Annotated in this window: 23 protein-coding genes; 1 reads left to right on the plus strand and 22 read right to left on the minus strand. The window is 72.0% G+C overall.

Annotation, left to right across the window (positions count from 1 at the left end):
- Positions 1-177 precede the first annotated feature (177 nt).
- The 13 genes from metK to pyrR all read right to left on the minus strand — a co-directional run bounded on the left by metK (position 178) and on the right by pyrR (position 14,540).
- Positions 178-1,398, minus strand: coding sequence for a methionine adenosyltransferase (gene metK / locus AB0M29_RS16635; protein ID WP_365383118.1), 1,221 nt, complete (start codon positions 1,396-1,398; stop codon positions 178-180).
- Between the two features lie 147 nt (positions 1,399-1,545).
- Positions 1,546-2,748, minus strand: coding sequence for a bifunctional phosphopantothenoylcysteine decarboxylase/phosphopantothenate--cysteine ligase CoaBC (gene coaBC, locus AB0M29_RS16640; protein ID WP_365383380.1), 1,203 nt, complete (start codon positions 2,746-2,748; stop codon positions 1,546-1,548).
- A 130-nt stretch (positions 2,749-2,878) separates the two neighbouring features.
- The gene (gene rpoZ, locus AB0M29_RS16645; RefSeq protein ID WP_033174507.1) at positions 2,879-3,151 is read right to left on the minus strand and encodes a DNA-directed RNA polymerase subunit omega; all 273 of its coding nucleotides are present in this window, start codon (positions 3,149-3,151) and stop codon (positions 2,879-2,881) included.
- A 70-nt stretch (positions 3,152-3,221) separates the two neighbouring features.
- Positions 3,222-3,785 (minus strand): guanylate kinase, encoded by a 564-nt coding sequence (gene gmk, locus AB0M29_RS16650; RefSeq protein WP_365383121.1) that lies wholly within the window; start codon positions 3,783-3,785, stop codon positions 3,222-3,224.
- 38 nt (positions 3,786-3,823) lie between these two features.
- Complete coding sequence (locus tag AB0M29_RS16655; protein WP_031515413.1) at positions 3,824-4,147, minus strand: integration host factor; 324 nt, start codon at positions 4,145-4,147, stop codon at positions 3,824-3,826.
- Between the two features lie 289 nt (positions 4,148-4,436).
- Complete coding sequence (pyrF, locus tag AB0M29_RS16660) at positions 4,437-5,285, minus strand: orotidine-5'-phosphate decarboxylase (protein ID WP_365383123.1); 849 nt, start codon at positions 5,283-5,285, stop codon at positions 4,437-4,439.
- Positions 5,282-6,391 (minus strand): quinone-dependent dihydroorotate dehydrogenase, encoded by a 1,110-nt coding sequence (locus AB0M29_RS16665; protein WP_365383125.1) that lies wholly within the window; start codon positions 6,389-6,391, stop codon positions 5,282-5,284. The genes pyrF and AB0M29_RS16665 overlap by 4 nt, the downstream gene beginning before the upstream one ends.
- Positions 6,392-6,489: 98 nt before the next feature.
- Positions 6,490-9,804 carry a carbamoyl-phosphate synthase large subunit gene (gene carB / locus AB0M29_RS16670; RefSeq protein WP_365383127.1) on the minus strand — a complete coding sequence of 1,105 codons (3,315 nt, stop codon included), beginning with the start codon at positions 9,802-9,804 and terminating at the stop codon, positions 6,490-6,492.
- On the minus strand, positions 9,797-10,930 hold the full coding sequence (gene carA / locus AB0M29_RS16675) for a glutamine-hydrolyzing carbamoyl-phosphate synthase small subunit (protein ID WP_365383129.1): 1,134 nt from the start codon (positions 10,928-10,930) through the stop codon (positions 9,797-9,799). Before carA ends, carB begins: the two co-directional genes overlap by 8 nt.
- Positions 10,927-11,589: a hypothetical protein gene (locus AB0M29_RS16680; RefSeq protein WP_365383131.1), complete on the minus strand. Its 663-nt coding sequence runs from the start codon at positions 11,587-11,589 to the stop codon at positions 10,927-10,929. The genes carA and AB0M29_RS16680 overlap by 4 nt, the downstream gene beginning before the upstream one ends.
- Positions 11,586-12,872, minus strand: coding sequence for a dihydroorotase (locus AB0M29_RS16685; protein ID WP_365383133.1), 1,287 nt, complete (start codon positions 12,870-12,872; stop codon positions 11,586-11,588). Before AB0M29_RS16685 ends, AB0M29_RS16680 begins: the two co-directional genes overlap by 4 nt.
- A 2-nt stretch (positions 12,873-12,874) precedes the next feature.
- Complete coding sequence (locus tag AB0M29_RS16690) at positions 12,875-13,852, minus strand: aspartate carbamoyltransferase catalytic subunit (RefSeq protein ID WP_365383135.1); 978 nt, start codon at positions 13,850-13,852, stop codon at positions 12,875-12,877.
- A gap of 79 nt (positions 13,853-13,931) precedes the next feature.
- The gene (pyrR, locus tag AB0M29_RS16695; RefSeq protein ID WP_365383136.1) at positions 13,932-14,540 is read right to left on the minus strand and encodes a bifunctional pyr operon transcriptional regulator/uracil phosphoribosyltransferase PyrR; all 609 of its coding nucleotides are present in this window, start codon (positions 14,538-14,540) and stop codon (positions 13,932-13,934) included.
- Positions 14,541-14,725: 185 nt separating this feature from the next.
- Between pyrR and bldD the strand changes: the two genes are divergently transcribed.
- The gene (gene bldD / locus AB0M29_RS16700; RefSeq protein WP_365383137.1) at positions 14,726-15,226 is read left to right on the plus strand and encodes a transcriptional regulator BldD; all 501 of its coding nucleotides are present in this window, start codon (positions 14,726-14,728) and stop codon (positions 15,224-15,226) included.
- Between the two features lie 111 nt (positions 15,227-15,337).
- Here the strand turns inward: bldD and AB0M29_RS16705 are convergent, their stop codons facing one another.
- From AB0M29_RS16705 to aroC, 9 genes are all read right to left on the minus strand, one after another.
- Complete coding sequence (locus tag AB0M29_RS16705; RefSeq protein ID WP_365383138.1) at positions 15,338-16,804, minus strand: aminotransferase class V-fold PLP-dependent enzyme; 1,467 nt, start codon at positions 16,802-16,804, stop codon at positions 15,338-15,340.
- 122 nt (positions 16,805-16,926) lie between these two features.
- Positions 16,927-17,352 carry a transcription antitermination factor NusB gene (nusB, locus tag AB0M29_RS16710; protein WP_365383140.1) on the minus strand — a complete coding sequence of 142 codons (426 nt, stop codon included), beginning with the start codon at positions 17,350-17,352 and terminating at the stop codon, positions 16,927-16,929.
- Positions 17,353-17,354: 2 nt separating this feature from the next.
- Positions 17,355-17,921 carry an elongation factor P gene (gene efp, locus AB0M29_RS16715; protein WP_365383142.1) on the minus strand — a complete coding sequence of 189 codons (567 nt, stop codon included), beginning with the start codon at positions 17,919-17,921 and terminating at the stop codon, positions 17,355-17,357.
- 52 nt (positions 17,922-17,973) lie between these two features.
- Positions 17,974-19,083: a M24 family metallopeptidase gene (locus AB0M29_RS16720; protein WP_365383144.1), complete on the minus strand. Its 1,110-nt coding sequence runs from the start codon at positions 19,081-19,083 to the stop codon at positions 17,974-17,976.
- A 207-nt stretch (positions 19,084-19,290) separates the two neighbouring features.
- Positions 19,291-20,037, minus strand: a complete 747-nt coding sequence (locus AB0M29_RS16725; RefSeq protein WP_365383145.1) for an AAA family ATPase — start codon at positions 20,035-20,037, stop codon at positions 19,291-19,293.
- Between the two features lie 97 nt (positions 20,038-20,134).
- Entirely contained in the window at positions 20,135-20,575 is a 441-nt protein-coding gene (gene aroQ, locus AB0M29_RS16730) for a type II 3-dehydroquinate dehydratase (protein WP_365383147.1), read from the minus strand.
- Positions 20,572-21,699, minus strand: a complete 1,128-nt coding sequence (gene aroB / locus AB0M29_RS16735) for a 3-dehydroquinate synthase (RefSeq protein ID WP_365383149.1) — start codon at positions 21,697-21,699, stop codon at positions 20,572-20,574. The genes aroQ and aroB overlap by 4 nt, the downstream gene beginning before the upstream one ends.
- A complete protein-coding gene (locus tag AB0M29_RS16740) occupies positions 21,696-22,238 on the minus strand; it encodes a shikimate kinase (protein ID WP_365383151.1) in 543 nt (180 codons plus the stop codon). Before AB0M29_RS16740 ends, aroB begins: the two co-directional genes overlap by 4 nt.
- The gene (aroC, locus tag AB0M29_RS16745) at positions 22,235-23,419 is read right to left on the minus strand and encodes a chorismate synthase (RefSeq protein ID WP_365383152.1); all 1,185 of its coding nucleotides are present in this window, start codon (positions 23,417-23,419) and stop codon (positions 22,235-22,237) included. Before aroC ends, AB0M29_RS16740 begins: the two co-directional genes overlap by 4 nt.
- Between the last annotated feature and the right edge of the window lie 9 nt (positions 23,420-23,428).

Here is a 23,428-nt window from a genome sequence, read left to right on the forward strand (position 1 = left end):
GGCCGGTGGTCCGAAGACCACGCGTCTGCCCCATTGGGGCCGGTGGTGACCTACAGCCACGCGACGGCTGGTCGCGCAGTTCCCCGCGCCCCTACGGGGCGCGTCCCCTCGCCGGGGGAAATACGGCGCCCCCGCCGGCCGGGGGGAAACCCGGGGGCGGGGGCGCCGAGGGAGGACTTAGACGCCCGCGGCGGAGCGAAGGGCGTCGACGCGGTCGGTCCGCTCCCAGGTGAAGTCGGGGAGCTCGCGCCCGAAGTGCCCGTAAGCGGCCGTCTGGGCGTAGATGGGGCGGAGGAGGTCGAGGTCGCGGATGATCGCGGCGGGCCGCAGGTCGAAGACCTGCGAGATGGCCTGCTCGATCTTCTCGACGTCCACGTTCTCGGTGCCGAAGGTCTCGACGAAGAGACCGACGGGCTCGGCCTTGCCGATGGCGTAGGCGACCTGGACCTCGCAGCGGGCGGCGAGCCCGGCGGCGACGACGTTCTTGGCGACCCAGCGCATCGCGTAGGCGGCGGAGCGGTCGACCTTGGACGGGTCCTTGCCGGAGAAGGCGCCGCCACCGTGGCGGGCCATACCGCCGTAGGTGTCGATGATGATCTTGCGGCCGGTGAGCCCGGCGTCACCCATCGGGCCGCCGATCTCGAACCGTCCGGTGGGGTTGACCAGCAGCTTGTAACCGTCGGTGTCGAGCTTGATGCCGTCGTCCAGCAGCGCCTTCAGCTCGACCTCGACCACGAACTCGCGGATGTCGGGCGCGAGCAGCGACTCCAGGTCGATGTCCGAGGCGTGCTGCGAGGAGACCACGACGGTGTCGAGGCGGACCGCCTTGTCGCCGTCGTACTCGATGGTGACCTGGGTCTTGCCGTCGGGGCGCAGGTACGGGATGGTGCCGTTCTTGCGGACCTCGGTGAGGCGCTTCGACAGCCGGTGGGCCAGCGTGATCGGCAGCGGCATCAGCTCGGGCGTCTCGTCCGAGGCGTAGCCGAACATCAGGCCCTGGTCACCGGCGCCCTGCTTGTTCAGCTCGTCGTCGGCGGTCTGCGCGGCGCCCTCGACCCGCTTCTCGTAGGCGGTGTCGACACCCTGCGCGATGTCGGGAGACTGCGCGCCGATGGACACCGAGACGCCGCACGAGGCGCCGTCGAATCCCTTCTTCGACGAGTCGTAGCCGATGTCGAGGATCTTGTTGCGCACCAGAGTGGCGATGTCCGCGTACGCGGTGGTCGTCACCTCTCCTGCGATGTGCACCTGACCGGTGGTGATCAGCGTCTCCACGGCGACCCGGGAGGTCGGGTCCGCCGTCAGGAGCGCGTCGAGGATCGTGTCGCTGATCTGGTCAGCGATCTTGTCTGGGTGGCCCTCGGTGACAGATTCCGAGGTGAACAGGCGGCGGGACACATCGCTCCCTGGGGTTGCAGCGGCTGCTGGCTGAGATTTGGCGAAGTGCTGGGGGCTGCCCCCGACACTTCTTCGTTAGTTTATCGTTCGTACCGCTCCGGCGGGCGCGGCATCTCGTTCTTTGGATAGGTCATGACCGGCATCACTTCACGCCAGCCTGGCCGCGACGAGATCCCACACCTGTTCGGCGAGGGCCTCTTTCGGGCCGCGTGGCACGGCTGTTTCGCTGCCGTCGGCGCCCAGCACCACGGCTTCGTTCTCCTCCGTGCCGAACGCCTTGCCCTCCCCCACCTCGTTGACGACCAGCAGATCGCAACCCTTGCGGGTGAGTTTGGTACGCCCATTCGCCAGAACGTCGTCAGTCTCGGCCGCGAAGCCGACGACCAGCTGGCCGTCACGTGAACGGTGCGTGGACAGCTCGGCGAGGATGTCGGGGTTCCGCACCAGGACCAGCGGCGGGGGCTCCTCGCCGTCCTTCTTCTTGATCTTCCCGGCCGCGTACTCGGCGGGCCGGAAGTCGGCCACGGCCGCGGCCATCACCACCACGTCGGCGTCGGTGGCGGCCTTGAGCACCGCCTCCCGGAGCTGGGCCGCGGTCCCCACGGCCACGACGTCGGCGCCGGCGGGGTCGGGCAGCCCGGTGTTGGCCGCCACCAGGGTGACCCGGGCGCCGCGGGCCACCGCGGTACGGGCCAGCGCGTAGCCCTGCTTGCCGGACGAGCGGTTGCCCAGGTAGCGGACCGGGTCGAGCGGCTCGCGGGTGCCGCCGGCGCTGATCACCACATGGCGGCCGGTGAGGTCGCGTTCCACCGGGCCGCGGGCCAGGACGCGGCGGCAGATCTCGTAGATCTCGGCCGGGTCGGGCAGCCGTCCCTTGCCGGTGTCGACGCCGGTCAGCCGGCCGACGGCGGGCTCGATGACCACGTTCCCGCGGCGGCGCAGGGTGGCCACGTTCTCCTGGGTGGCGGGGTGCTCCCACATCTCGGTGTGCATCGCGGGCGCGAAGACCACCGGGCAGCGGGCGGTCAGCAGGGTGTTGGTCAGCAGGTCGTCGGCGAGGCCGTGCGCGGCCTTGGCGAGCATGTCGGCGGTGGCCGGGGCGACCACCACCAGGTCGGCGTGCTGCCCGATGCGGACGTGAGGCACCTCGTCGACGTGGTCCCAGACCCGGGTGGAGACGGGGTTGCCGGACAGCGCCGACCAGGTCGCCTCGCCGACGAAGTGCAGGGCCGACGCGGTGGGCACCACCCGTACGTCGTGGCCGGACTCGGTGAGCCGCCGCAGCAGCTCGCACGCCTTGTAGGCGGCGATCCCCCCGCTGACGCCCAGTACGACCCGCGGCTTGGTCATCGTCTCTTGCGACGCCATCGTCTCTCCCGACCCGAGTTCCGTCGTGACCCTGCTCCCCATGACACACCACGGGCCCGGCGGTCGCGCCGCCGGGCCCGTGGTGAAGTGCGAGGTACTGCGATCGGGCGCCTCAGTGGGCGGGCGCCTCGACGGCCTCGGAGGTCAGCAGACCCGCGTTGATCTCGCGGAGCGCGATGGAGAGCGGCTTCTCGTGGACGTGGGTGTCCACGAGGGGGCCGACGTACTCCAGCAGGCCCTCACCGAGCTGGGAGTAGTACGCGTTGATCTGACGCGCACGCTTGGCCGCGTAGATCACCAGGCTGTACTTCGAGTCGGTGGCCTCGAGCAGCTCGTCGATCGGCGGGTTGATGATGCCCTCGGGCGTGGTGATGGAAGAGGACACGCTCTACCTACCCCTACTGTTGGAAGACAGATCGCGGCAGACGCCGCGAGTGCAGTTCAGAAAATCTTCGTCATGCAATCTTCATCAAGGCTAGCAGCTCACGCGCTACATCCTCGACGGAGGTGTTGACAAGGGTCTCGTCGAACTCGGCCTCGGCCGCCAGCTCGACGCGTGCGGCGCTCAGCCGCTCCTCGATCACCTCGGGTGACTCGGTGCCGCGCCCGGTGAGCCGGCGCACCAGTTCCTCCCAGCTCGGCGGAGCCAGGAAGACCAGGTGCGCCTCGGGCATCGACTGGCGGACCAGCCGGGCTCCCTGGAGATCGATCTCCAGGAGCACCGGCTCGCCCGCGGCCAGCTTGTCGAGCACCGCCCTGCGCGGGGTGCCGTAGCGGTTGCCCGCGAACTCGGCCCACTCCAGCAGTTCGCCGTTGGCGACGAGCTTGTCGAACTCGTCGTCGTCGACGAAGTAGTACTGGACACCGTGCTGCTCGCCGGGACGAGGCTTGCGGGTGGTGGCCGAGACCGAGAGCCAGACCTCGGGGTACACCGTGCGCAGGTGGGCGACGACCGTGCTCTTGCCGACCCCTGAGGGGCCGGAGAGCACGGTCAATCGCTGGGAGACTGCAGAACTCATGGAGCGATTATCCCTGGTTCCCGGAGGTCCTGGGACCGTCAGGCGGCGGTGCCGCCGAACTCGCGCTCCAGGGATGCGATCTGGTTCGAGCCCAGACCACGCACTCGGCGGCTCTCGGAGATGCCGAGGCGCTCCATGATCTGCTTGGCGCGGACCTTGCCCACGCCGGGGAGCGACTCGAGAAGGGCGGAGACCTTCATCTTGCCGATGACATCGTTCTCCTGGCCCTGCTTGATGACCTCGTGCAGAGAAGCGCCGGAGTGCTTGAGCCGGTTCTTGACCTCGGCGCGCTCCCGGCGAGCCGCGGCGGCCTTTTCGAGCGCGGCAGCGCGCTGTTCAGGGGTAAGGGGCGGAAGAGCCACGCCTACGTCACCTCGGATGTAGAGCAATCGGATATGGACCGTGTGGAACGACGCCCCGACCTGCGGGGCGACGAGCGGCGCGTGTGAACTGCGCGCTCCTGTCGGAGACTAGCGGTCCGAACGGTCCAAGTCAGCGAGAACAGTCGAAAAGTCCTGGTCAGACTCGATCCGGCGGGATATTTGGGGCAAACCGGAACAGGAATCGGGGGCAATGTGCCCGGTGGTTGAATCCGGCCCTTTTTTCGGACGTTTCAACGGCCGTTTTCGGGGCACTCTTGCGCTGCTCCTGTCACGCTTCCGCGACCGCCGCCCGAGTCTCGTCGGCGAATCGTGCCGCGGCGGCCCGCAGACCCACGGAATCCGGTCCGAATTTCAGCACTCCACGACTCACACTCGGCAGCACATTGCGCAGCGCGGCACCGAACACCCGGGGCAGATCCGCCGGAGTGGCACCCTGCGCGCCGATTCCGGGAGCCAGCAGCGGACCGTTCACGTCCAGATCGGCGTGGGCGTCGCCGAGGGTCGCCCCGACCACCGCGCCGACCGAGCCGAGCGGGGTCGCGCCCGCGTTCTCGGTGGCGATGTGGTCGAGCATGACCTGCGCGACCGACCTGCCGTCCGCGACGGTGGCCCGCTGCACCTCGGCGCCCTCCGGGTTGGAGGTCAGCGCGAGCACGAACACCCCCGCCCCGGAGATCCGCGCCGCGTCCAGCGCCGGCCGCAGCGACCCGAAGCCGAGGTACGGGCTGACGGTGACGGCGTCGCTGAAGAGCGGGGAGTCCTTCTCCAGGTACGTGGCGGCGTACGCGCCCATCGTCGAGCCGATGTCGCCGCGCTTGGCGTCCATCAGCACCAGCGCGCCCGCGGCCCGCGCCTGGGCCACCGCGCGCTCCAGCACGGCCAGCCCGCGCGAGCCGAACCGCTCGAAGAACGCCGACTGCGGCTTGAACACCGCGGTCTCACCACCCAGCGCCTCCACCACGGTCATGGTGAAGCGCTCCAGACCGGCGACGTCGTCGTTCAGGCCCCAGTCCGCGAGCAGCGAGGCGTGCGGGTCGATGCCCACGCACAGCGGGCCGCGGGTGTCCATCGCGCGGCGCAGCCGGGCGCCGAAGGGTTCGAGCTCCGGGGTGGTCATGCGGGGACCTTTCTGGTGTCGGCGCCGACCGCGTCGGCGAGGGTGGCGTACGGGCTGACCGCCAGGCGGGCGGCCAGGCCCTTGTGGACCGACCGCATCCAGAACGGGCCCTGGTAGATGAAGGCGCTGTAGCCCTGGACGAGGGTGGCGCCGGCCAGGATGCGCTGCCAGGCGTCCTCGGCGTCCTCGATCCCGCCGACGCCGACCAGCGTGATGCGGTCGCCGACCCGGGCGTAGAGCCGCCGCAGGACCTCCAGGGAGCGGTCCTTCAGCGGCGCGCCCGACAGCCCGCCGGTCTCGGCCAGCAGCGCGGGGTCCGACCGCAGGCCCAGGCCCTCACGGGCGATGGTGGTGTTGGTGGCGATGATGCCGTCGAGGCCCAGCTCGACGGCCAGGTCGGCGACCGCGTCCACGTCCTCGTCGGCGAGGTCGGGGGCGATCTTCACCAGCAGCGGCACCCGGCGCTCGGGCACGCTGCGGTCGGCGGCCTCGCGTACCGCGGTGAGCAGCGGGCGCAGCGCGGCGGTGGCCTGCAGATTGCGCAGCCCCGGGGTGTTGGGCGAGGACACGTTGACCACCAGGTAGTCGGCGTGCGCCGCGAGCCGCTCGGTGGAGAGCACGTAGTCGGCGGCCGCCTCGTCCTCGGGCACCGCCTTGGTCTTGCCGATGTTGACGCCCAGCGTGGTCCTGAACACCGGCCGCCGGGCGGCCAGCCGGGCCGCGACGGCCGCCGAGCCGTCGTTGTTGAAGCCCATCCGGTTGATCAGCGCGCGGTCCGCGACCAGCCGGAAGAGCCGCTGCCTGGGGTTGCCCGGCTGGCCCTGCCCGGTGACCGTGCCGATCTCGACGTGGTCGAAGCCGAGCATGGCCATCCCGTCGATCGCCGTCGCGTTCTTGTCGAACCCGGCGGCCAGCCCGAACGGCCCGTGCATCCGCAGCCCGAACGCCTCGGTCCGCAGCTCCGGGTGGCGCGGCGCGAGCACGGCGGCGGCGAAGGTGCGCAGGACGGGCACCCGGGCGGCGAGCCGGATCCAGCGGAAGGCCAGGTGGTGGGCGTTCTCGGGGTCCATCCGGCGGAAGACCAGCCGGAAGAGGAGGTGGTACATGGCGTTCCCGTCGGTTGTCGTCTGCGGAGGTCCCGGGTCGTGCCCCGCCGGGGGCGTGCGGCGCCGTGTGCGCCCACGCCCCCGGCGGGGCCGCCGTCTCACGCCTCGCGCGCCGCGATCAGGTGCTCCGCGTGCTCCTGCAGGGACCGCACGGTGATGTCGCCGCGGTTGAGGGCGTCGATGCCCTGGACGGCGGCGGCCAGCGCCTGGACCGTCGTCAGGCACGGGATGCCGCGGGCCACGGCGGCGGTGCGGATGTCGTAGCCGTCGAGGCGGCCGCCGGTGCCGAAGGGGGTGTTGACGATGAGGTCGACCTCCCCCTCGTGGATCAGGGTCACCACGGTCGGCTCGCCCTCGGGCCCGACGCCCTCGCTCTGCTTGCGCACCACGCGTGCCTCGATGCCGTTGCGCCGCAGCACCTCGGCCGTGCCGGAGGTGGCCAGCAGCTCGAAGCCGTGCTCGATCAGCGCGCGGGCCGGGAAGATCAGCGCGCGCTTGTCGCGGTTGGCGACCGAGACGAACGCGCGGCCCTTGGTGGGCAGCGCGCCGTACGCGCCCGCCTGCGACTTGGCGTAGGCGGTGCCGAAGACCGCGTCGATGCCCATGACCTCGCCGGTGGAGCGCATCTCCGGGCCGAGGATGGTGTCGACGCCGCGGCCCTGCACGTCGCGGAAGCGGGACCAGGGCAGCACGGCCTCCTTGACGGAGATCGGCGCGTCCAGCGGCAGTTCGCCGCCGTCACCGCTGGACGGCAGCAGGCCCTCGACGCGCAGCTCGGCGACGGTGGCGCCCAGCGAGATCCGCGCGGCGGCCTTGGCCAGCGGCACCGCGGTGGCCTTGGAGGTGAAGGGCACGGTACGGGAGGCGCGCGGGTTGGCCTCCAGCACGTAGAGGATGTCCCCGGCCAGCGCGAACTGGATGTTGATCAGGCCGCGCACCCCGACGCCGCGCGCGATGGCCTCGGTGGAGGTCCGCAGCCGCTTGATGTCGTGGCCGCCCAGGGTGATGGGCGGCAGCGCGCACGCCGAGTCGCCGGAGTGGATACCGGCCTCCTCGATGTGCTCCATGACGCCGCCGAGGTACAGCTCGTGGCCGTCGAAGAGGGCGTCCACGTCGATCTCGATGGCGTCGTCGAGGAAGCGGTCGACCAGCACCGGGCGGTCGGAGCTGATCTCGGTGGACTCGGCGATGTACGAGGCCAGCCGGGTCTCGTCGTAGACGATCTCCATGCCGCGGCCGCCGAGCACGTACGAAGGGCGGACCAGCACCGGGTAGCCGATCTCGTCGGCGATGGCCTTGGCGCCGGGGAAGGAGGTCGCGGTGCCGTGCTTGGGCGCGGGCAGTCCGGCGTCGGCGAGCACCCGGCCGAAGGCGCCCCGGTCCTCGGCGAGGTGGATCGCCTCGGGCGAGGTGCCGACGACCGGCACCCCGTTGTCCTTGAGCGCCTGGGCCAGGCCCAGCGGGGTCTGGCCGCCGAGCTGCACGATGACGCCCGCGACCGGTCCCGCCTGCGATTCGGCGTGCACGATCTCCAGGACGTCCTCCAGGGTGAGCGGCTCGAAGTACAGCCGGTCGGAGGTGTCGTAGTCGGTGGAGACGGTCTCCGGGTTGCAGTTGACCATCACCGTCTCGTACCCGGCGTCGTGCAGCGCGAAGGAGGCATGGACGCAGGAGTAGTCGAACTCGATGCCCTGGCCGATGCGGTTGGGTCCGGAGCCCAGGATGATCACCGCGGGCTTCTCGCGGGGCGCGACCTCGCTCTCCTCGTCGTAGGACGAGTAGAAGTACGGGGTGCTGGCGGCGAACTCGGCGGCGCAGGTGTCGACCGTCTTGTAGACCGGGCGGATGCCCAGCGCGTGGCGGACCTCGCGCACCACGTCCTCGCGCAGGCCCCGGATGGCGGCGATCTGGGCGTCGGAGAAGCCGTGCCGCTTGGCATCGGCGAGCAGCTCGGGGTCGAGCCGGTCGGCGGCGGCCAGGTCGTCGGCGTACTCCTTGATCAGGAAGAGCTGGTCGACGAACCAGGGGTCGATCCTGGTGGCGTCGAAGACCTCCTCCTGGCTGGCGCCGGCGCGGATCGCCAGCATCACGGTGTTGATCCGGCCGTCGGTGGGCACCGCGGCCTTGGCCAGCAGCTCTTCCTTGGAGGCGCCCGGGTCGGAGACGAAGTCGAACTGCGAGCCCTTCTTCTCCAGCGAGCGCAGCGCCTTGTTCAGCGCCTCGGTGAAGTTGCGGCCGATGGCCATCGCCTCGCCGACCGACTTCATGGTGGTGGTGAGGGTGGCGTCGGCGGCCGGGAACTTCTCGAAGGCGAAGCGCGGCACCTTGACCACGACGTAGTCGAGCGTCGGCTCGAAGGACGCCGGGGTCTTCTCGGTGATGTCGTTGGGGATCTCGTCGAGCGTGTAGCCCACCGCGAGCCGGGCGGCGATCTTGGCGATCGGGAAGCCGGTGGCCTTCGAGGCGAGCGCCGAGGAGCGGGAGACGCGCGGGTTCATCTCGATGACGATGACCCGGCCGTCCTCGGGGTTGACGGCGAACTGGATGTTGCAGCCGCCGGTGTCGACACCCACCTCGCGGATCACCGCGATGCCGATGTCGCGCAGGATCTGGTACTCGCGGTCGGTCAGCGTCATCGCCGGGGCGACGGTGATGGAGTCGCCGGTGTGCACGCCCATCGGGTCGAAGTTCTCGATGGAGCAGACGACCACCACGTTGTCGTGCTTGTCGCGCATCAGCTCCAGCTCGTACTCCTTCCAGCCGAGGATGGACTCCTCCAGGAGCACCTCGGTGGTCGGCGAGAGGGTGAGGCCCTGTCCGGCGATCCGGCGCAGCTCCTCCTCGTCGTGCGCGAAGCCGGAGCCGGCGCCGCCCATGGTGAAGGAGGGGCGGACGACGACGGGGTAGCCGCCGAGGGCGGTGACACCGGCCAGGACGTCGTCCATGGAGTGGCAGATGACCGAGCGGGCGGACTCGCCGTGGCCGATCTTGGCGTTGACGGCCTCGACGACGCCCTTGAAGAGCTCGCGGTCCTCGCCCTTGTTGATCGCCTCCACGTTGGCGCCGATCAGCTCGACGCCGTACTTGGTGAGCGTGCCGTTCTCGTGCAGCGAGATCGCGGTGTTGAGCGCGGTCTGGCCGCCGAGGGTGGGCAGCAGCGCGTCGGGGCGCTCCTTGGCGATGATCTTCTCGACGAACTCCGGGGTGATCGGCTCGACGTAGGTGGCGTCGGCGATCTCCGGGTCGGTCATGATCGTGGCCGGGTTGGAGTTGACCAGGATGACCCGCAGGCCCTCGGACTTGAGCACCCGGCACGCCTGGGTGCCGGAGTAGTCGAACTCGGCGGCCTGGCCGATGACGATCGGTCCTGAACCGATGACCAGGACGGACTGGATGTCGGTGCGCTTAGGCACGCTGGCCCTCCATCAGGGAGACGAAGCGGTCGAACAGGTACGCGGCGTCGTGTGGACCCGCGGCCGCCTCTGGGTGGTACTGGACGCTGAAGGCGGGCTGGTCGAGCAGCCGCAGCCCTTCGACCACGTCGTCGTTCAGGCAGACATGGCTGACCTCGGCGCGGCCGTACGGGGTCTGGCTGACCCGGTCGGTCGGCGCGTCGACGGCGAAGCCGTGGTTGTGCGCGGTGACCTCGACCTTGCCGGTGCTCCGGTCCTGCACCGGCTGGTTGATGCCGCGGTGCCCGTACTTGAGCTTGTAGGTGCCGAAGCCGAGGGCCCGGCCGAGCAGTTGGTTGCCGAAGCAGATGCCGAACAGCGGCGTCTTCCGCTCCAGCACCTCCTTGATGACCGTGAGGTCCGCGGTGGCGGGGTCGCCGGGGCCGTTGGACAGGAACACGCCGTCCGGGGCGACCGCGTAGACGTCCTCAACGGTGGCGGCGGCGGGCAGCACGTGCACCTCGATGCCGCGCTGGGCCATCCGGTGCGGGGTCATGCCCTTGATGCCGAGGTCGAGCGCGGCGACGGTGAACCGCTTGGCGCCGATGGCGGGGACGACGTACGCCTCCTTGGTGGCGACCTCGGCGGACAGGTCGGCGCCGGTCATCTCGGGGGCCTGGCGCACCTTGGCGAGCAGTATCCCGTCGTCGGCGACGGCGTTGCCGGAGAAGATGCCGACCCGCATCGCGCCGCGCTCGCGCAGGTGGCGGGTGAGGGCGCGGGTGTCGATGCCGCTGATGCCGACGATCCCCTGGGTGACGAGTTCCTCGTCGAGGGAGCGGCGCGAGCGCCAGTTGGACGGGGTGCGGGCGGGGTCGCGGACGACATAGCCCGCCACCCAGATGCGCGACGACTCCGCGTCCTCGTCGTTGACGCCGGTGTTGCCGACGTGCGGGGCGGTCATGACGACCACCTGGCGGTGGTACGAGGGGTCGGTGAGCGTCTCCTGGTAGCCGGTCATGCCGGTGGAGAAGACGGCCTCGCCGAAGGTCTCCCCCACGGCCCCGTAGGACCGGCCGCGGAAGGTGCGGCCGTCCTCCAGGACGAGTACGGCGGGTGTGCTGGCCGCCCGGGTGGAGGTCGTCATTGTGCGCCTTCCTTGTCGTGCTGGGTGACGTGGTGCACGTCGTCGTGCGTGTCGTCCTTGGTGTCGTCCTGCTTGCCGTCGGTGAACGCCACCGCCCGGTCGCCGCTGAGGCGGTTGACCTCGGTGACCCAGGCCGGGTGGTCCGCCGCGTGGTCGGCGCGGAATCCGGAGTCGATGAGGGTGCCGCCGTGCTCCCAGGTCACCACGAGCAGGCCGCCCTCGGTGAGCACCTTGCCCGCGATGCCCTTGTCGAGGCGGGCGCCGCGCAGCGCGGTGGCGGGGATGTGGAAGTCGGGGGCGCCGGTGCGGACGACGTCGATTCCCTCGTCGGTGAGGGTGAGGTCGGCCATGCTGCGCACCCCGAGGCCGTGCGCCACGATGCGGTCCAGCCACTGACCGGCGGTGGTGCTGCCGTGGTAGCGGCCGTGCAGCTCCAGCAGCGGCTCGCCTGCCGTCTCCGGCAGCGGCGGCAGCTCGGGCAGCCCGCCCTGCAGGGTGCGGCGCCACTGCCAGCCCTGCCGCATCAGCCAGTAGACCAGGCCCACGAACAGGGCGAGGCCGACGATCCAGCCGACCCGGTCGGTCCAGTCGGTGACCTTCGCGGAGTGCTTGCCGGCCGCCTGCACTGTGGCCGCTGCGAGCAGGTTCAGAGCTGTCACTGGAGTTTCCCGTCCATGACCGTCGCCCGGCCCCGCAGGAAGGTGGCGAGGACCCGGCCCGGCAGCTCGCGGCCCTCGTAGGGGGTGTTGCGGCTGCGGGAGGCGAAGCCCGCGGGGTTGACGACTCCACGGTATGCGGGATCGACCAGGACGAGGTTGGCGGGCTCGCCCGCGGCGATCGGACGGCCGTGCCCGGACAGCCGCCCGATGACGGCGGGCCGGGCCGACATGCGGTCGGCGACGCCCGCCCAGTCCAGCAGTCCGGTGTCGACCATGGTGTGCTGCACGACGGACAGCGCCGTCTCCAGGCCCACCATGCCCATCGCCGCCGCGGCCCACTCGCAGTCCTTGTCCTCGTGCGGGTGCGGGGCGTGGTCGGTGGCGACGCAGTCGATGGTGCCGTCGGCCAGCGCCTCGCGCAGCGCCAGCACGTCGGCCTCGGTGCGCAGCGGCGGGTTGACCTTGTAGACCGGGTTGTACGACCTGACCAGCTCGTCGGTGAGCAGCAGGTGGTGCGGGGTGACCTCGGCGGTGACGTCCCAGCCCTTGGACTTGGCCCAGCGGACCAGCTCCACGGACCCGGCGGTCGACAGATGGCAGATGTGCACCCGGGAGCCGACGTGGGCGGCGAGCAGCACGTCGCGGGCGATGATCGACTCCTCGGCGACGGCGGGCCAGCCGCGCAGCCCCAGCTCGCCGGAGACGACGCCCTCGTTCATCTGGGCGCCCTCGGTCAGCCGCGGCTCCTGGGCGTGCTGGGCGACGACGCCGTCGAACGCCTTCACGTACTCCAGCGCGCGGCGCATGATCACCGCGTCGTCCACGCACTTGCCGTCGTCGGAGAAGACCCGTACCTGGGCGGCGGAGTCCGCCATGGCGCCCAGCTCGGCGAGCTGCTTGCCCGCCAGGCCCACGGTGACGGCGCCGACCGGCTGCACGTCGCAGTAGCCGGACTCGCGGCCCAGCCGCCAGACCTGCTCGACGACGCCGGCGGTGTCGGCGACGGGGAAGGTGTTGGCCATGGCGTGGACGGCGGTGTAGCCGCCGACCGCGGCGGCCCTGGTGCCGGTGAGCACGGTCTCGGAGTCCTCACGGCCCGGCTCGCGCAGATGGGTGTGCAGGTCGACGAGGCCGGGCAGCAGGACCAGCCCCTCGCCCTCGACGACGGTCGCGCCCTCGCCGGACAGGCCGCCGCCGACGGCCGCGACGGTCTCGCCGTCGATCAGCACGTCCTGCGGCTCGCCGCCCAGGACCTTCGCACCGCGGATCAGGGTCTTGCTCATGGTCACTTGCTCTCCTCGGTACGGGCGGTGGCTGCGGTGGCGATGGCGGGTTCCGAGCCGCCGAGCAGCAGGTAGAGGACGGCCATCCGGGTGCTGACGCCGTTGGCGACCTGCTCGACGACGGTGCAGCGCGGGGAGTCGGCTACCTCGGCGGTGATCTCCATGCCGCGGTTCATCGGGCCGGGGTGCATCACGATGGCGTGCTCGGGGAGCGCCGCCATCCGCAGGCCGTCGAGGCCGTAGCGCCGGGAGTACTCGCGCTCGGTGGGGAAGAAGGCGGCGTTCATCCGCTCGCTCTGCACCCGGAGCATCATCAGGGCGTCGGTCTTGGCGAGCACCGCGTCGAGGTCGTAGCTGACCTCGCAGGGCCACTCCTCGACGCCGATCGGCAGCAGGGTGGGCGGCGCGACCAGGGTGACCTGGGCGCCGAGGGTGTTGAGCAGCAGCACGTTGGAGCGGGCCACCCGGCTGTGCAGGATGTCGCCGACCACGGTGACGCGGCGGCCCGACAGGTCCCGGCCGACGCCGGACAGGTGGCGGCGCATGGTGAAGGCGTCGAGCAGCGCCTGGGTGGGGTGCTCGTGGGTGCCGTCGCCGGCGTTGACCACCGAGCCGCCGATCCAGCCGGAGGTCGCCAGCCGGTGCGGCGCTCCGGAGGAGTGGTGCCGGATGACGACGGCGTCGGCGCCCATCGCCTCCAGGGTCAGCGCGGTGTCCTTCAGGGACTCGCCCTTGGAGACCGACGAGCCCTTGGCGGAGAAGTTGATGACGTCGGCGGACAGCCGCTTGGCCGCCGCCTCGAAGGAGATACGGGTCCGGGTCGAGTCCTCGAAGAAGAGGTTGACGACGGTACGGCCGCGCAGGGTGGGCAGTTTCTTGATCGGCCGGTCGGCCAGGCGGGCCATCTCCTCGGCGGTGTCGAGGACGAGGAGGGCGTCGTCGCGGCTGAGGTCGGCGGCCGAGATCAGGTGGCGCTTCATCGGGTCACTCCAGGGGGTGCTGGGGCGGGTCAGGGCACGCGGAAGCGCCGGACCCGTCACGGGTCCTGGCGCGGGTGCGCTATTCGTCCGCCGGGAGTCCCTGGCGCGGCGCGGTGGTGGCGGGTTCCTGGTGGTCCCGCTGACCGAGCAGGACGGTGTCGCGACCGTCCTCCTCGGTGAGCAGCACCTTGACGGTCTCGCGGAGCGAGGTGGGCAGGTTCTTGCCCACGTAGTCGGCCCTGATGGGCAGTTCGCGGTGGCCGCGGTCGACGAGCACGGCGAGCTGGACGGCGCGCGGGCGGCCGATGTCGTTCAGGGCGTCGAGCGCGGCGCGGATGGTGCGGCCGGAGAAGAGCACGTCGTCGACGAGGACGACCAGCCGGCCGTCGATGCCGTCGCCGGGGATCTCGGTACGGGCCAGCGCGCGCGCCGGGTGCAGCCGCAGGTCGTCGCGGTACATGGTGATGTCGAGCGAACCCACCGCCGTGGTACGGCCGGTGATCTCGGCGAGCTTGTCCGCCAGCCGTCCGGCGAGGTGGACGCCGCGGGTGGGGATGCCGAGCAGCACCACGTCGTCGGCGCCCTTGGCGCGCTCGACGATCTCGTGGGCGATGCGGGTGAGCACCCGCGCGATGTCCGGGGCTTCGAGCACCGGCCGCGCGGATTCTGTGCTGCGGTCTTCGACCATGGGTCGGGGACCTCCTTCCCCGCCTCACGGGACGGGTCTTAAAGGACGTCTGGGGTACGCGGCAACGGTATCAGGTGGCGCAGACCGCCCAGGTCAGAGACCGGTCGGACTATTTCAGCTTGACGGGCACGGATTACGCTGCGTAACCTCACAGTGAGTCACCGAGTTTCCGTCCGGGGAGCCATATGTCCAGCGATTACGCCAAGCAGCTCGGAGCAAAGCTCCGTGCCATCCGTACGCAGCAGGGCCTTTCTCTGCACGGCGTCGAGGAGAAGTCCCAGGGCCGCTGGAAGGCAGTGGTCGTGGGCTCGTACGAGCGCGGCGACCGCGCCGTGACCGTGCAGCGGCTCGCCGAGCTGGCGGACTTCTACGGGGTGCCGGTGCAGGAGTTGCTGCCGGGCACGACCCCCGGCGGCGCCGCCGAGCCGCCGCCGAAGCTGGTGCTCGACCTGGAGCGGCTGTCCCAGGTCCCGCCGGAGAAGGCAGGCCCGCTCCAGCGGTACGCGGCCACCATCCAGAGCCAGCGCGGCGACTACAACGGCAAGGTGCTGTCGATCCGCCAGGACGACCTGCGCACCCTGGCCGTGATCTACGACCAGTCGCCGTCGGTGCTCACCGAGCAGCTCATCGGCTGGGGCGTCCTCGACGCGGACGCGCGCCGTGCCGTCCAGCACGAAGAAGCCTGAGCCGACAGCTCGCCCGCACACTGCAGAAACGTCCCGCCGCCCGGGGCAGGCCGCCATGGCCCGCCCCGGGCGGCGCTGTGTTCTCCGCCGGTCCCCCGCCGCGCCCCCGGCTCAGCGCACCGCCGCGGACGGCGGGTAGAGGCGGGAGATGACCTCGGGGAGCAGCCGTTCGGTCAGCCGGGGCGGCAGGGCCTGCAGCACGGCCAGTACGGGCGCCATCCGCTCGGGCAGCGCGCCGTCGGCGCCGACGCCCGCGAGCTGGAGGGCCAGCGCGACCTCCTCGGGGCCCAGCGCGTCCGGGTCGAGCCCGGCCGCCAGCGCGACAAGCCCCTCGTCGACCTCCATCGGGCCGATCAGCCGGGCCCGCCGTACCGCCGCCGCCAGCTCGTCCAGCAGTTCGTCGATCACCTCGGGGTCGGCGACCGCGGCGGTCACCGTCAGATGCACATTGGCCGGGGAGCCGCCGAAGGCGGGCTGCGGCTGGAGGTACCAGCCGCGCAGCCGCATCTCGTCCGCGACCACGAACGGGTCGAGCCCGGCCTGCGTCGCGGCGGCCACCGCGACCAGCGACGCCTGCGGGGTGCCCAGCACCCGCAGGCAGGCGATGGTGCCGATGCCCTCCACCAGCCGTTCCGTGGCGGCGTGGACGCGCCGGGACAGCTCGGTGTACCCGGCGGTCCCGATCTCCCTGGTGACCGCCCAGGCGGCGGCCAGCGGCCCCGCGGACTTGGTGCCCTGCAGCGTGGCGTTGACGACCGGATAGCCGGGCCAGGAGGCGTGCGCGAACCATCCGTGCCGCCGCAGCTCCGCGTCCCGCAGCAGCAGCACCGAGGCGCCCTTGGGGGTGTAGCCGTACTTGTGCAGGTCGACGGAGAGCGAGCTGACGCCGGGCACCGCCATGTCGAAGGCGGGCGGCGGCGGGATGGCGGCGGCGAGCCGCCGGTGGGCCAGGTACCAGCCGCCGATGCACGCGTCCACGTGGCACAGCACCCCGCGCGCCGCCGCCTCCCGCGCCACCGCCTCGACCGGGTCGATCACCCCGTGGGCGTAGGACGGCGCCGAGACCACCACCAGGGCGGTGCGGTCGCTGATCGCCGCGGCGACGTCGGCCGCGCGCACCCGGAAGGTCCCCGGGTCCACCGGGACGCTCACCACGGTCAGGCCGAAGAGCGCTGCCGCCTTGTGGAAGGCGGCGTGCGCGGTGACCGGCAGGACGATCTCCGGCGCGGTGACGCCGCGCACCCGGCGGGCGTACTCACGGGCGGTGAGGACGGCCAGCAGGCAGCTCTCGGTGCCGCCGCTGGTGAAGGTGCCGACCGTCTCGGGGCCGCCGCCGAGCAGCGCCGCGGTCCGGCCGACGAGGTCGTTCTCCAACGCGATCACGCTCGGGAAGGCGGTCATGTCCAGGCCGTTGACGCCCGCGACCGCGCGCTGGGCCCGCGCCGCCAGGTCGTCGAGTCCGGCCAGCCCGGCGTCGTAGACGTACGCCATCGTGCGGCCGCCGTGCACCGGCAGGTCGGCGCCCCGCATCTTCGCGAGGTCCGCCAGGATCAGGTCGTCGTCCCCGTCAGCGTCCATGCGCGGGAATCTAGGCCAGGGGGCCGGACGCACACCAGGCCCGAAGCAGAATATCGTTCACCTTCTGCCGCGAGCCTGGTGGGAGCGGAACCTGGGTCTAGGGCCTGTCCTGCGGACAGGCCCTAGCGCTTGAGGGTCGGCTTCAGCTCCATCAGCCGGGCCAGCAGCCCGTTGACGAAGGAGGGCGACTCGTCGGTGGAGAACTCCTTGGCGAGCTGCACCGCCTCGTCCAGCACCACCGCGTCCGGGACGTCGTCCTCCCAGAGCAGCTCGTAGGTGCCGAGCCTGAGCACGTTGCGGTCGACGACGGGCATCCGGTCGAGGGTCCAGCCGACCGAGTAGCTGGACAGCAGCTCGTCGATCCGGTCCGCGTGCGCCGCACAGCCCTCGACGAGCTGCATCGTGTACTCGGTGACCGGCGGCTGCCGGTCGTCGGTCCGCGCGAGCCGGATCCAGTCCGCCATGACGGTCTTCGGGTCGGCGTCCCGCTGCTCCGCCTCGAAGAGGATCTGGAAGGCGCGCTTACGGGCCTTGTTGCGGGCAGCCACGGTTAGCTGTTCACCCGGCCGAGGTAGTCGCCCGTACGGGTGTCGACCTTCACCTTTTCACCGGTGGTGATGAAGAGCGGGACACCGATCTCGTAGCCGGTCTCCAGGCGGGCGGGCTTGGAGCCGCCGGTGGAGCGGTCGCCCTGCACGCCGGGCTCGGTGTACTCGATCACCAGCTCGACGGAGGCGGGCAGCTCGACGTAGAGCGCGGAGCCCTCGTACATCGCGACGACGGCCTCGAAGCCCTCCAGCAGGTAGTTGGCGGCGTCGCCGACCACCTCGGGGCTGACCATGATCTGGTCGTACGTCTCGGTGTCCATGAAGACGAAGTCGCTGCCGTCCTTGTAGGAGAACTGCATGCCGCGCTTGTCGACGTTGGCGGTCTCGACCTTCACGCCCGCGTTGAAGGTCTTGTCGACGACCTTCCCGGAGAGCACGTGCTTCAGCTTGGTGCGCACGAAGGCGGGGCCCTTGCCGGGCTTGACGTGCTGGAACTCGACTACGGTCCAGAGCTGACCGCTGTCGAGCTTGAGCACGAGGCCGTTCTTGAGGTCGTTCGTGGTGGCCACGGTTGCGGAATCTCCTGAATGTGCTGCTTCGGGGACCGAGGAAGGACGCCCGTCACAGGGCGAGCAGTTCCTTGGTCGTGATGGTGAGTAGCTCGGGCCCGCCGTCCGCCGTGGGGCGTACGACGAGTGTGTCGTCGATGCGGACACCGCCGCGGCCCGGAAGGTGGACCCCCGGTTCGACGGTGACCGGCACGCAAGCGTCCAGTTTACCCATGGCCGCAGGTGACAACTGAGGGTCCTCGTCGATTTCGAGCCCCACGCCGTGTCCCGACCATGCCGCGAGGCCCTCCGCGTGGCCCGCGGCGGTCAGCGGCGCGCGGGTGGCCCGGTCGACGTCGCGGCAGGCCACACCCGGTGCGAGCGCCTCACGGCCGGCCCGCTGGGCGGCGAATACCAGCTCGTACAGCTCGACCTGCCAGGCGGCGGGAGCCGTCCCGATGACGAAGGTACGGCCGACCTCGCAGCGGTAGCCGCGGTAGCAGGCGCCCAGCCGCACGGTGAGGAAGTCGCCCTCCTCGACGCGGCGGTCGGTCGGGGCGTGCCGGGCCGTGCCGGAGTGCGGGCCGGTGCCGACGGAGGTGCGGAAGGCGGGGCCCTCCGCGCCGTGGTCGACCAGGCGGCGCTCCAGCTCCAGTGCGAGGTGCCGCTCGGTGCGGCCGACCAGGATGGACTCCAGCAGCTCGCCCAGGGCCTGGTCGGCGATCTCGGCGGCGATGCGGAGGGCGGCGATCTCGTGCTCGTCCTTGACCAGCCGCAGCTGTTCGACGGCGCCGCCCAGGTCGGACAGCGGCAGGCCCGCGGCGACCGAGCCGATGGCGCGGTGGCGGGCGACGGTGAGGTGGTGCTCCTCGACGGCGAGGGAGTCGGCGTGCCACTCCCTGGCCAGGTCGGCGGCCGCGACGGCGGCGTCGCCGTCCGGCGAGGGCAGCAGCACCGCGCGCAGGTCGTCCGGCGGCTGGCCGTCCGCCATGTCGTCCGGCGGGGGGCGCAGATGCAGCAGGGCGGCCTGCGTACCCGGTCCGACCAGCAGTGCGGCGCCCTGCGGGGAGCAGCCCGTCAGGTAGCGGACGTTGGCGGGCCGGGTGACCAGCGCGGCGGCCGCACCGGCCGCCGCGCACCGTTCGCGCAGGCGTTCTCTGCGTGCTGCGTGCACCTCGGACATGTGGCGAGCGTACGGGCGCTTCGCGCCCGGGGCTTCCGGTACGCGTCCGACCGTGGCCCTCCGGGCCGGGGTGGGGGGTCTACGGTTCACCCTGCGGGCGGGGCGTCTACGGGGGGTGAGGCCGGTTCGGCACCGCCGGGATGCGGTGATTCGGTGCTCGCCGTCGCGGCGGAGAAAGGCGGGGCCTCCGGGGGGCGCGGTGGGGTGTTACCAGGTCGGGGGGCCTTGGAGGCTGCGGGCTACTACGCGGTCGAGGGCGGCGGCGGCGGAGGGGACGTCGAGGTGGGAGTTGTCGATGATGGGGAGGCCGGAGCCGTACCAGCCGGCCATGCGGCCGTGGATGCGGGCGACCTCCTCGTCGGAGAGCCGGCGGTTGCCGCTGCGGGCCGCGTTGCGGGTCAGGACGATGTCGAGGCCCGGGAGGAGGACGACGGGGAGCAGGCCGGGGCCGACGTGCCGCTTCCAGCCGCCGAGGCCGACCGCCGGGCGGTCGGGGAAGACGGCGTCGTCGATGATGCAGGAGACACCGTTGGCCAGGAAGTTCCGGGCGGCGAAGCCGCAGGTACGGCGGGCCAGCCGGTACTGCGCCTCGGAGTGCTCGTTCCACCCCGCCTGGGGGTCGGCGAAACCGGCCCTGACCCACTCGCGGACGTCGTCGAGGCTGATGTGCGCGGTCGGCGCGCCCCGGTTGTCCGCCCAGTGCCGGGCGATCGTGGTCTTGCCCGCGCCCGCGGCGCCGATCAGCAGCACGGCTATCGGCCCGTGCGCGGCGCCGGACAGCGAGCCGCCGGCGCCCGGCCCCGGGACCTGCACGGGAGCCGGCGCGGGCAGCGGAAAGTGCCCGGTGGTACCGCCGGCGGAAGCCGTCGGACGGCCAGGGCGGCCAGGCTGCGGTGCCCCCACAGCGTGCTGCATCACGGCCCACTCCATCTCGTGCCGGAGGTTCTGCGTCATGACGACACCGAACGGTACCGCCCCCGGGCTCACTTGTGTGAACGCGTGGGTAACGTCCGTGGTGCCCGGCGCCGCCGCCGGGCCGTACCGCGGCTGATCAGCCGTCGATCTCCTCGGCGAGCGCCCGCAGCGCCAGCCGGTAGGAGCCGATCCCGAACCCGGCGACCGTACCGCTGGCGACGGCCGCGACCACCGAGGTGTGCCGGAACTCCTCGCGGGCGTACGGGTTGGAGATGTGCACCTCGATCAGCGGGGCGGTGCGCTGCGCCGCCGCGTCCCGCATAGCGTAGGAGTAGTGCGTGAAGGCGCCGGGGTTGAGCACCACCGGGATCCGGCCGTCGGCGGCCTCGTGCAGCCAGCGGACCAGCTCGCCCTCGTCGTTGGTCTCGCGGACCTCGACGTCGAAGCCCAGTTCGGCGCCGAGCTTGGTGCACGCCTCGACGAGGCCCGCGTACGAGGTCGCGCCGTACACGTCGGGCTCGCGGGAGCCGAGCCGCCCCAGGTTGGGGCCGTTGACGACCAGGACCTGGCGGGTCACGCGGACACCTCCCCGTAGGCGGCGAGCAGGACGGCCGGGTCCGGCGCCTCCAGCACCACGGGCTTGGCCAGGCCGTCGAGGACGATGAAGCGCAGCCGGTCGCCGCGGGACTTCTTGTCGACCTTCATGGTCTCCACCAGCTTGGGCCACTGGTCGCCGCGGTAGCTCAGCGGCAGGCCGACGGACTCCAGTACGGCGCGGTGCCGGTCGGCGGTGGCGTCGTCCAACCGCCCGGCCAGCCGCCCGAGTTCGGCGGCGAAGACCATGCCGACGGAGACGGCGGCGCCGTGCCGCCAGTTGTAGCGCTCGTTCTTCTCGATGGCGTGCGCCAGGGTGTGGCCGTAGTTGAGGATCTCCCGCAGCCCCGACTCCTTGAGGTCGGCGGAGACCACCTCGGCCTTGACCCGGATGGCGCGCTCGACCAGCTCGGCGGTGTGCGGTCCCGCGGGCGTACGGGCCGCGGCGGGGTCGGCCTCGACCAGGTCGAGGATCTTCGGGTCGGCGATGAACCCGGCCTTGATGATCTCGGCGAGCCCGCTGACGTAGTCGTTGACCGGCAGCGACTCCAGGGCGGCGAGGTCGCAGAGCACCCCGGCGGGCGGGTGGAAGGCCCCGACCAGGTTCTTGCCCTCGGCGGTGTTGATGCCGGTCTTGCCGCCGACCGCCGCGTCCACCATGCCGAGCACCGTGGTGGGCACCGCGATCCAGCGCACCCCGCGCAGCCAGGTCGCGGCCACGAATCCGGCGATGTCGGTGGTCGCGCCGCCGCCGACGCCCACGATCACGTCGCTGCGGGTGAAGTTGGTCTGGCCCAGCGCCTTCCAGCAGTAGGCGGCGACCTCGACGGTCTTGGCCTCCTCGGCGTTCGGCAGCTGGATGGCGATCGCTTCGTACCCCTGCTCGGCGAGGTCCTCGCGGATCGCCTCGCCGGTCCCGGCCAGCGCCTCGGGGTGGAGTACGGCCACCCGCCGGGCCGAGGTGCCGATCAGTCCGGGCAGCTCGCCGAGCAGCTGGTGACCGACCAGCACCTCGTAGGCTTCCGTGCCCGCGCTGCCGCCGACCTGGATGCGGGTGGGGGGCGCGGTGGTCTGCGCGCCGGAGCCGGCGGGCGGGTTCTCGCTCATGCGTCCTTCAGTTGGAGTGCGTCGAGGACGGCGTCGGCCACGTCCTCGGGGGTGCGGCCGTCGGTGCCGACGACGGCCCGGGCGACCTCGGTGTAGAGCGGACGGCGTACGTCCATCAGCTCGCGCCAGCGCTGGCGCGGGTTGACCGCGAGCAGCGGGCGCGGCGCGTCCAGGCCGACACGGCGTACGGCGTCGTGCAGACCGACGTCGAGGAAGACCACCGGCAGCCCGGTGAGCAGGGCGCGGGTGCCGTCGTCCATGACGGCGCCGCCGCCCAGCGACAGCACCCCGTCGTGCCCGGCGAGCGCGGAGCGGACCGCGGCCCGCTCCAGGTCGCGGAAGTGCGGTTCGCCCTCGTCGATGAAGATGTCGGGGATCGGCTTGCCCGCGCCGGCCTCGATGTCCGCGTCGGTGTCGCGGTACGTGATGCCCAGCCGGTCGGCCAGCACTCGGCCGACGGTGGACTTGCCCGCGCCGGGCGGGCCGACCAGGACGACCACGGGGCCCGGTCCGGGCTGCCCGTCCTCCCGCGCGGTCACTTCACCACCAGGTGGTCGAGGTAGCCGCGGACGCTGCGCCGGGTCTGGGCGACCGAGTCGCCGCCGAACTTCTCGGCGACCGCGTCGGCCAGCACCAGGGCGACCATGGCCTCGGCGACGATGCCCGCGGCCGGAACCGCGCACACGTCGGAGCGCTGGTGGTGCGCCTGGGCGACCTCGCCGGTGGTGACGTCGATGGTGGCCAGTGCCCGCGGCACGGTCGCGATGGGCTTCATCGCGGCGCGCACCCGCAGCAGTTCGCCGGTGCTCATGCCGCCCTCGGTGCCGCCGGAACGGCCGGAGGTGCGGCGGACGCCGTCCGCGGTGGGGACGATCTCGTCGTGCGCCTTGGATCCGGGCACCCGGGCGAGCTCGAAGCCGTCGCCGACCTCGACGCCCTTGATCGCCTGGATGCCCATCAGCGCGGCGGCCAGCCGGGCGTCGAGCCGCCGGTCCCAGTGCACGTGCGAGCCGAGGCCGACCGGTACTCCGTAGGCGACGACCTCGACGACGCCGCCGAGGGTGTCGCCGTCCTTGTGGGCCTGGTCGATCTCCGCGACCATCGCCTTGCTCGCGTCGGCGTCCAGGCAGCGCACCGGGTCTGCGTCCAGCCGCGCCTCGTCACCGGGCACGGGGACGATGCCGTACGGCGCCTTCGCTCCGGCCAGCTCCACCACGTGCGAGACCAGTTCGATGCCCGCGGTCTCCTTGAGGTAGGAGCGGGCGACGGCGCCGAGCGCGACCCGGGCGGCGGTCTCACGGGCGCTGGCGCGCTCCAGGACCGGCCGGGCCTCGTCGAGGTCGTACTTCTGCATCCCGGCGAGGTCGGCGTGGCCGGGCCGCGGCCGGGTCAGCGGCGCGTTGCGGGCGAGCCCGGCGAGGATCTCGGGGTCGACGGGGTCGGCCGACATGACCTGCTCCCACTTCGGCCACTCGGTGTTGCCGACCATGACGGCCACCGGGCTGCCCATGGTGAGGCCGTGGCGTACGCCGCCGAGGAAGGTGACCTCGTCACGCTCGAACTTCATCCGGGCGCCGCGTCCGTAGCCGAGCCGCCGCCGCGCCAGCGCGTCCGCCACCAGCTCCGTGGTGACGGGCACCCCGGAGGGCAGTCCCTCCAGCGTCGCGACGAGTGCGGGGCCGTGCGACTCCCCCGCGGTCAGCCAGCGCAACCTGCTCAACGGTGCTCC

This window comes from Streptomyces sp. NPDC051976, from assembly GCF_040680795.1.
In the GTDB taxonomy this organism is placed as follows: Bacteria; Actinomycetota; Actinomycetes; order Streptomycetales; family Streptomycetaceae; genus Actinacidiphila.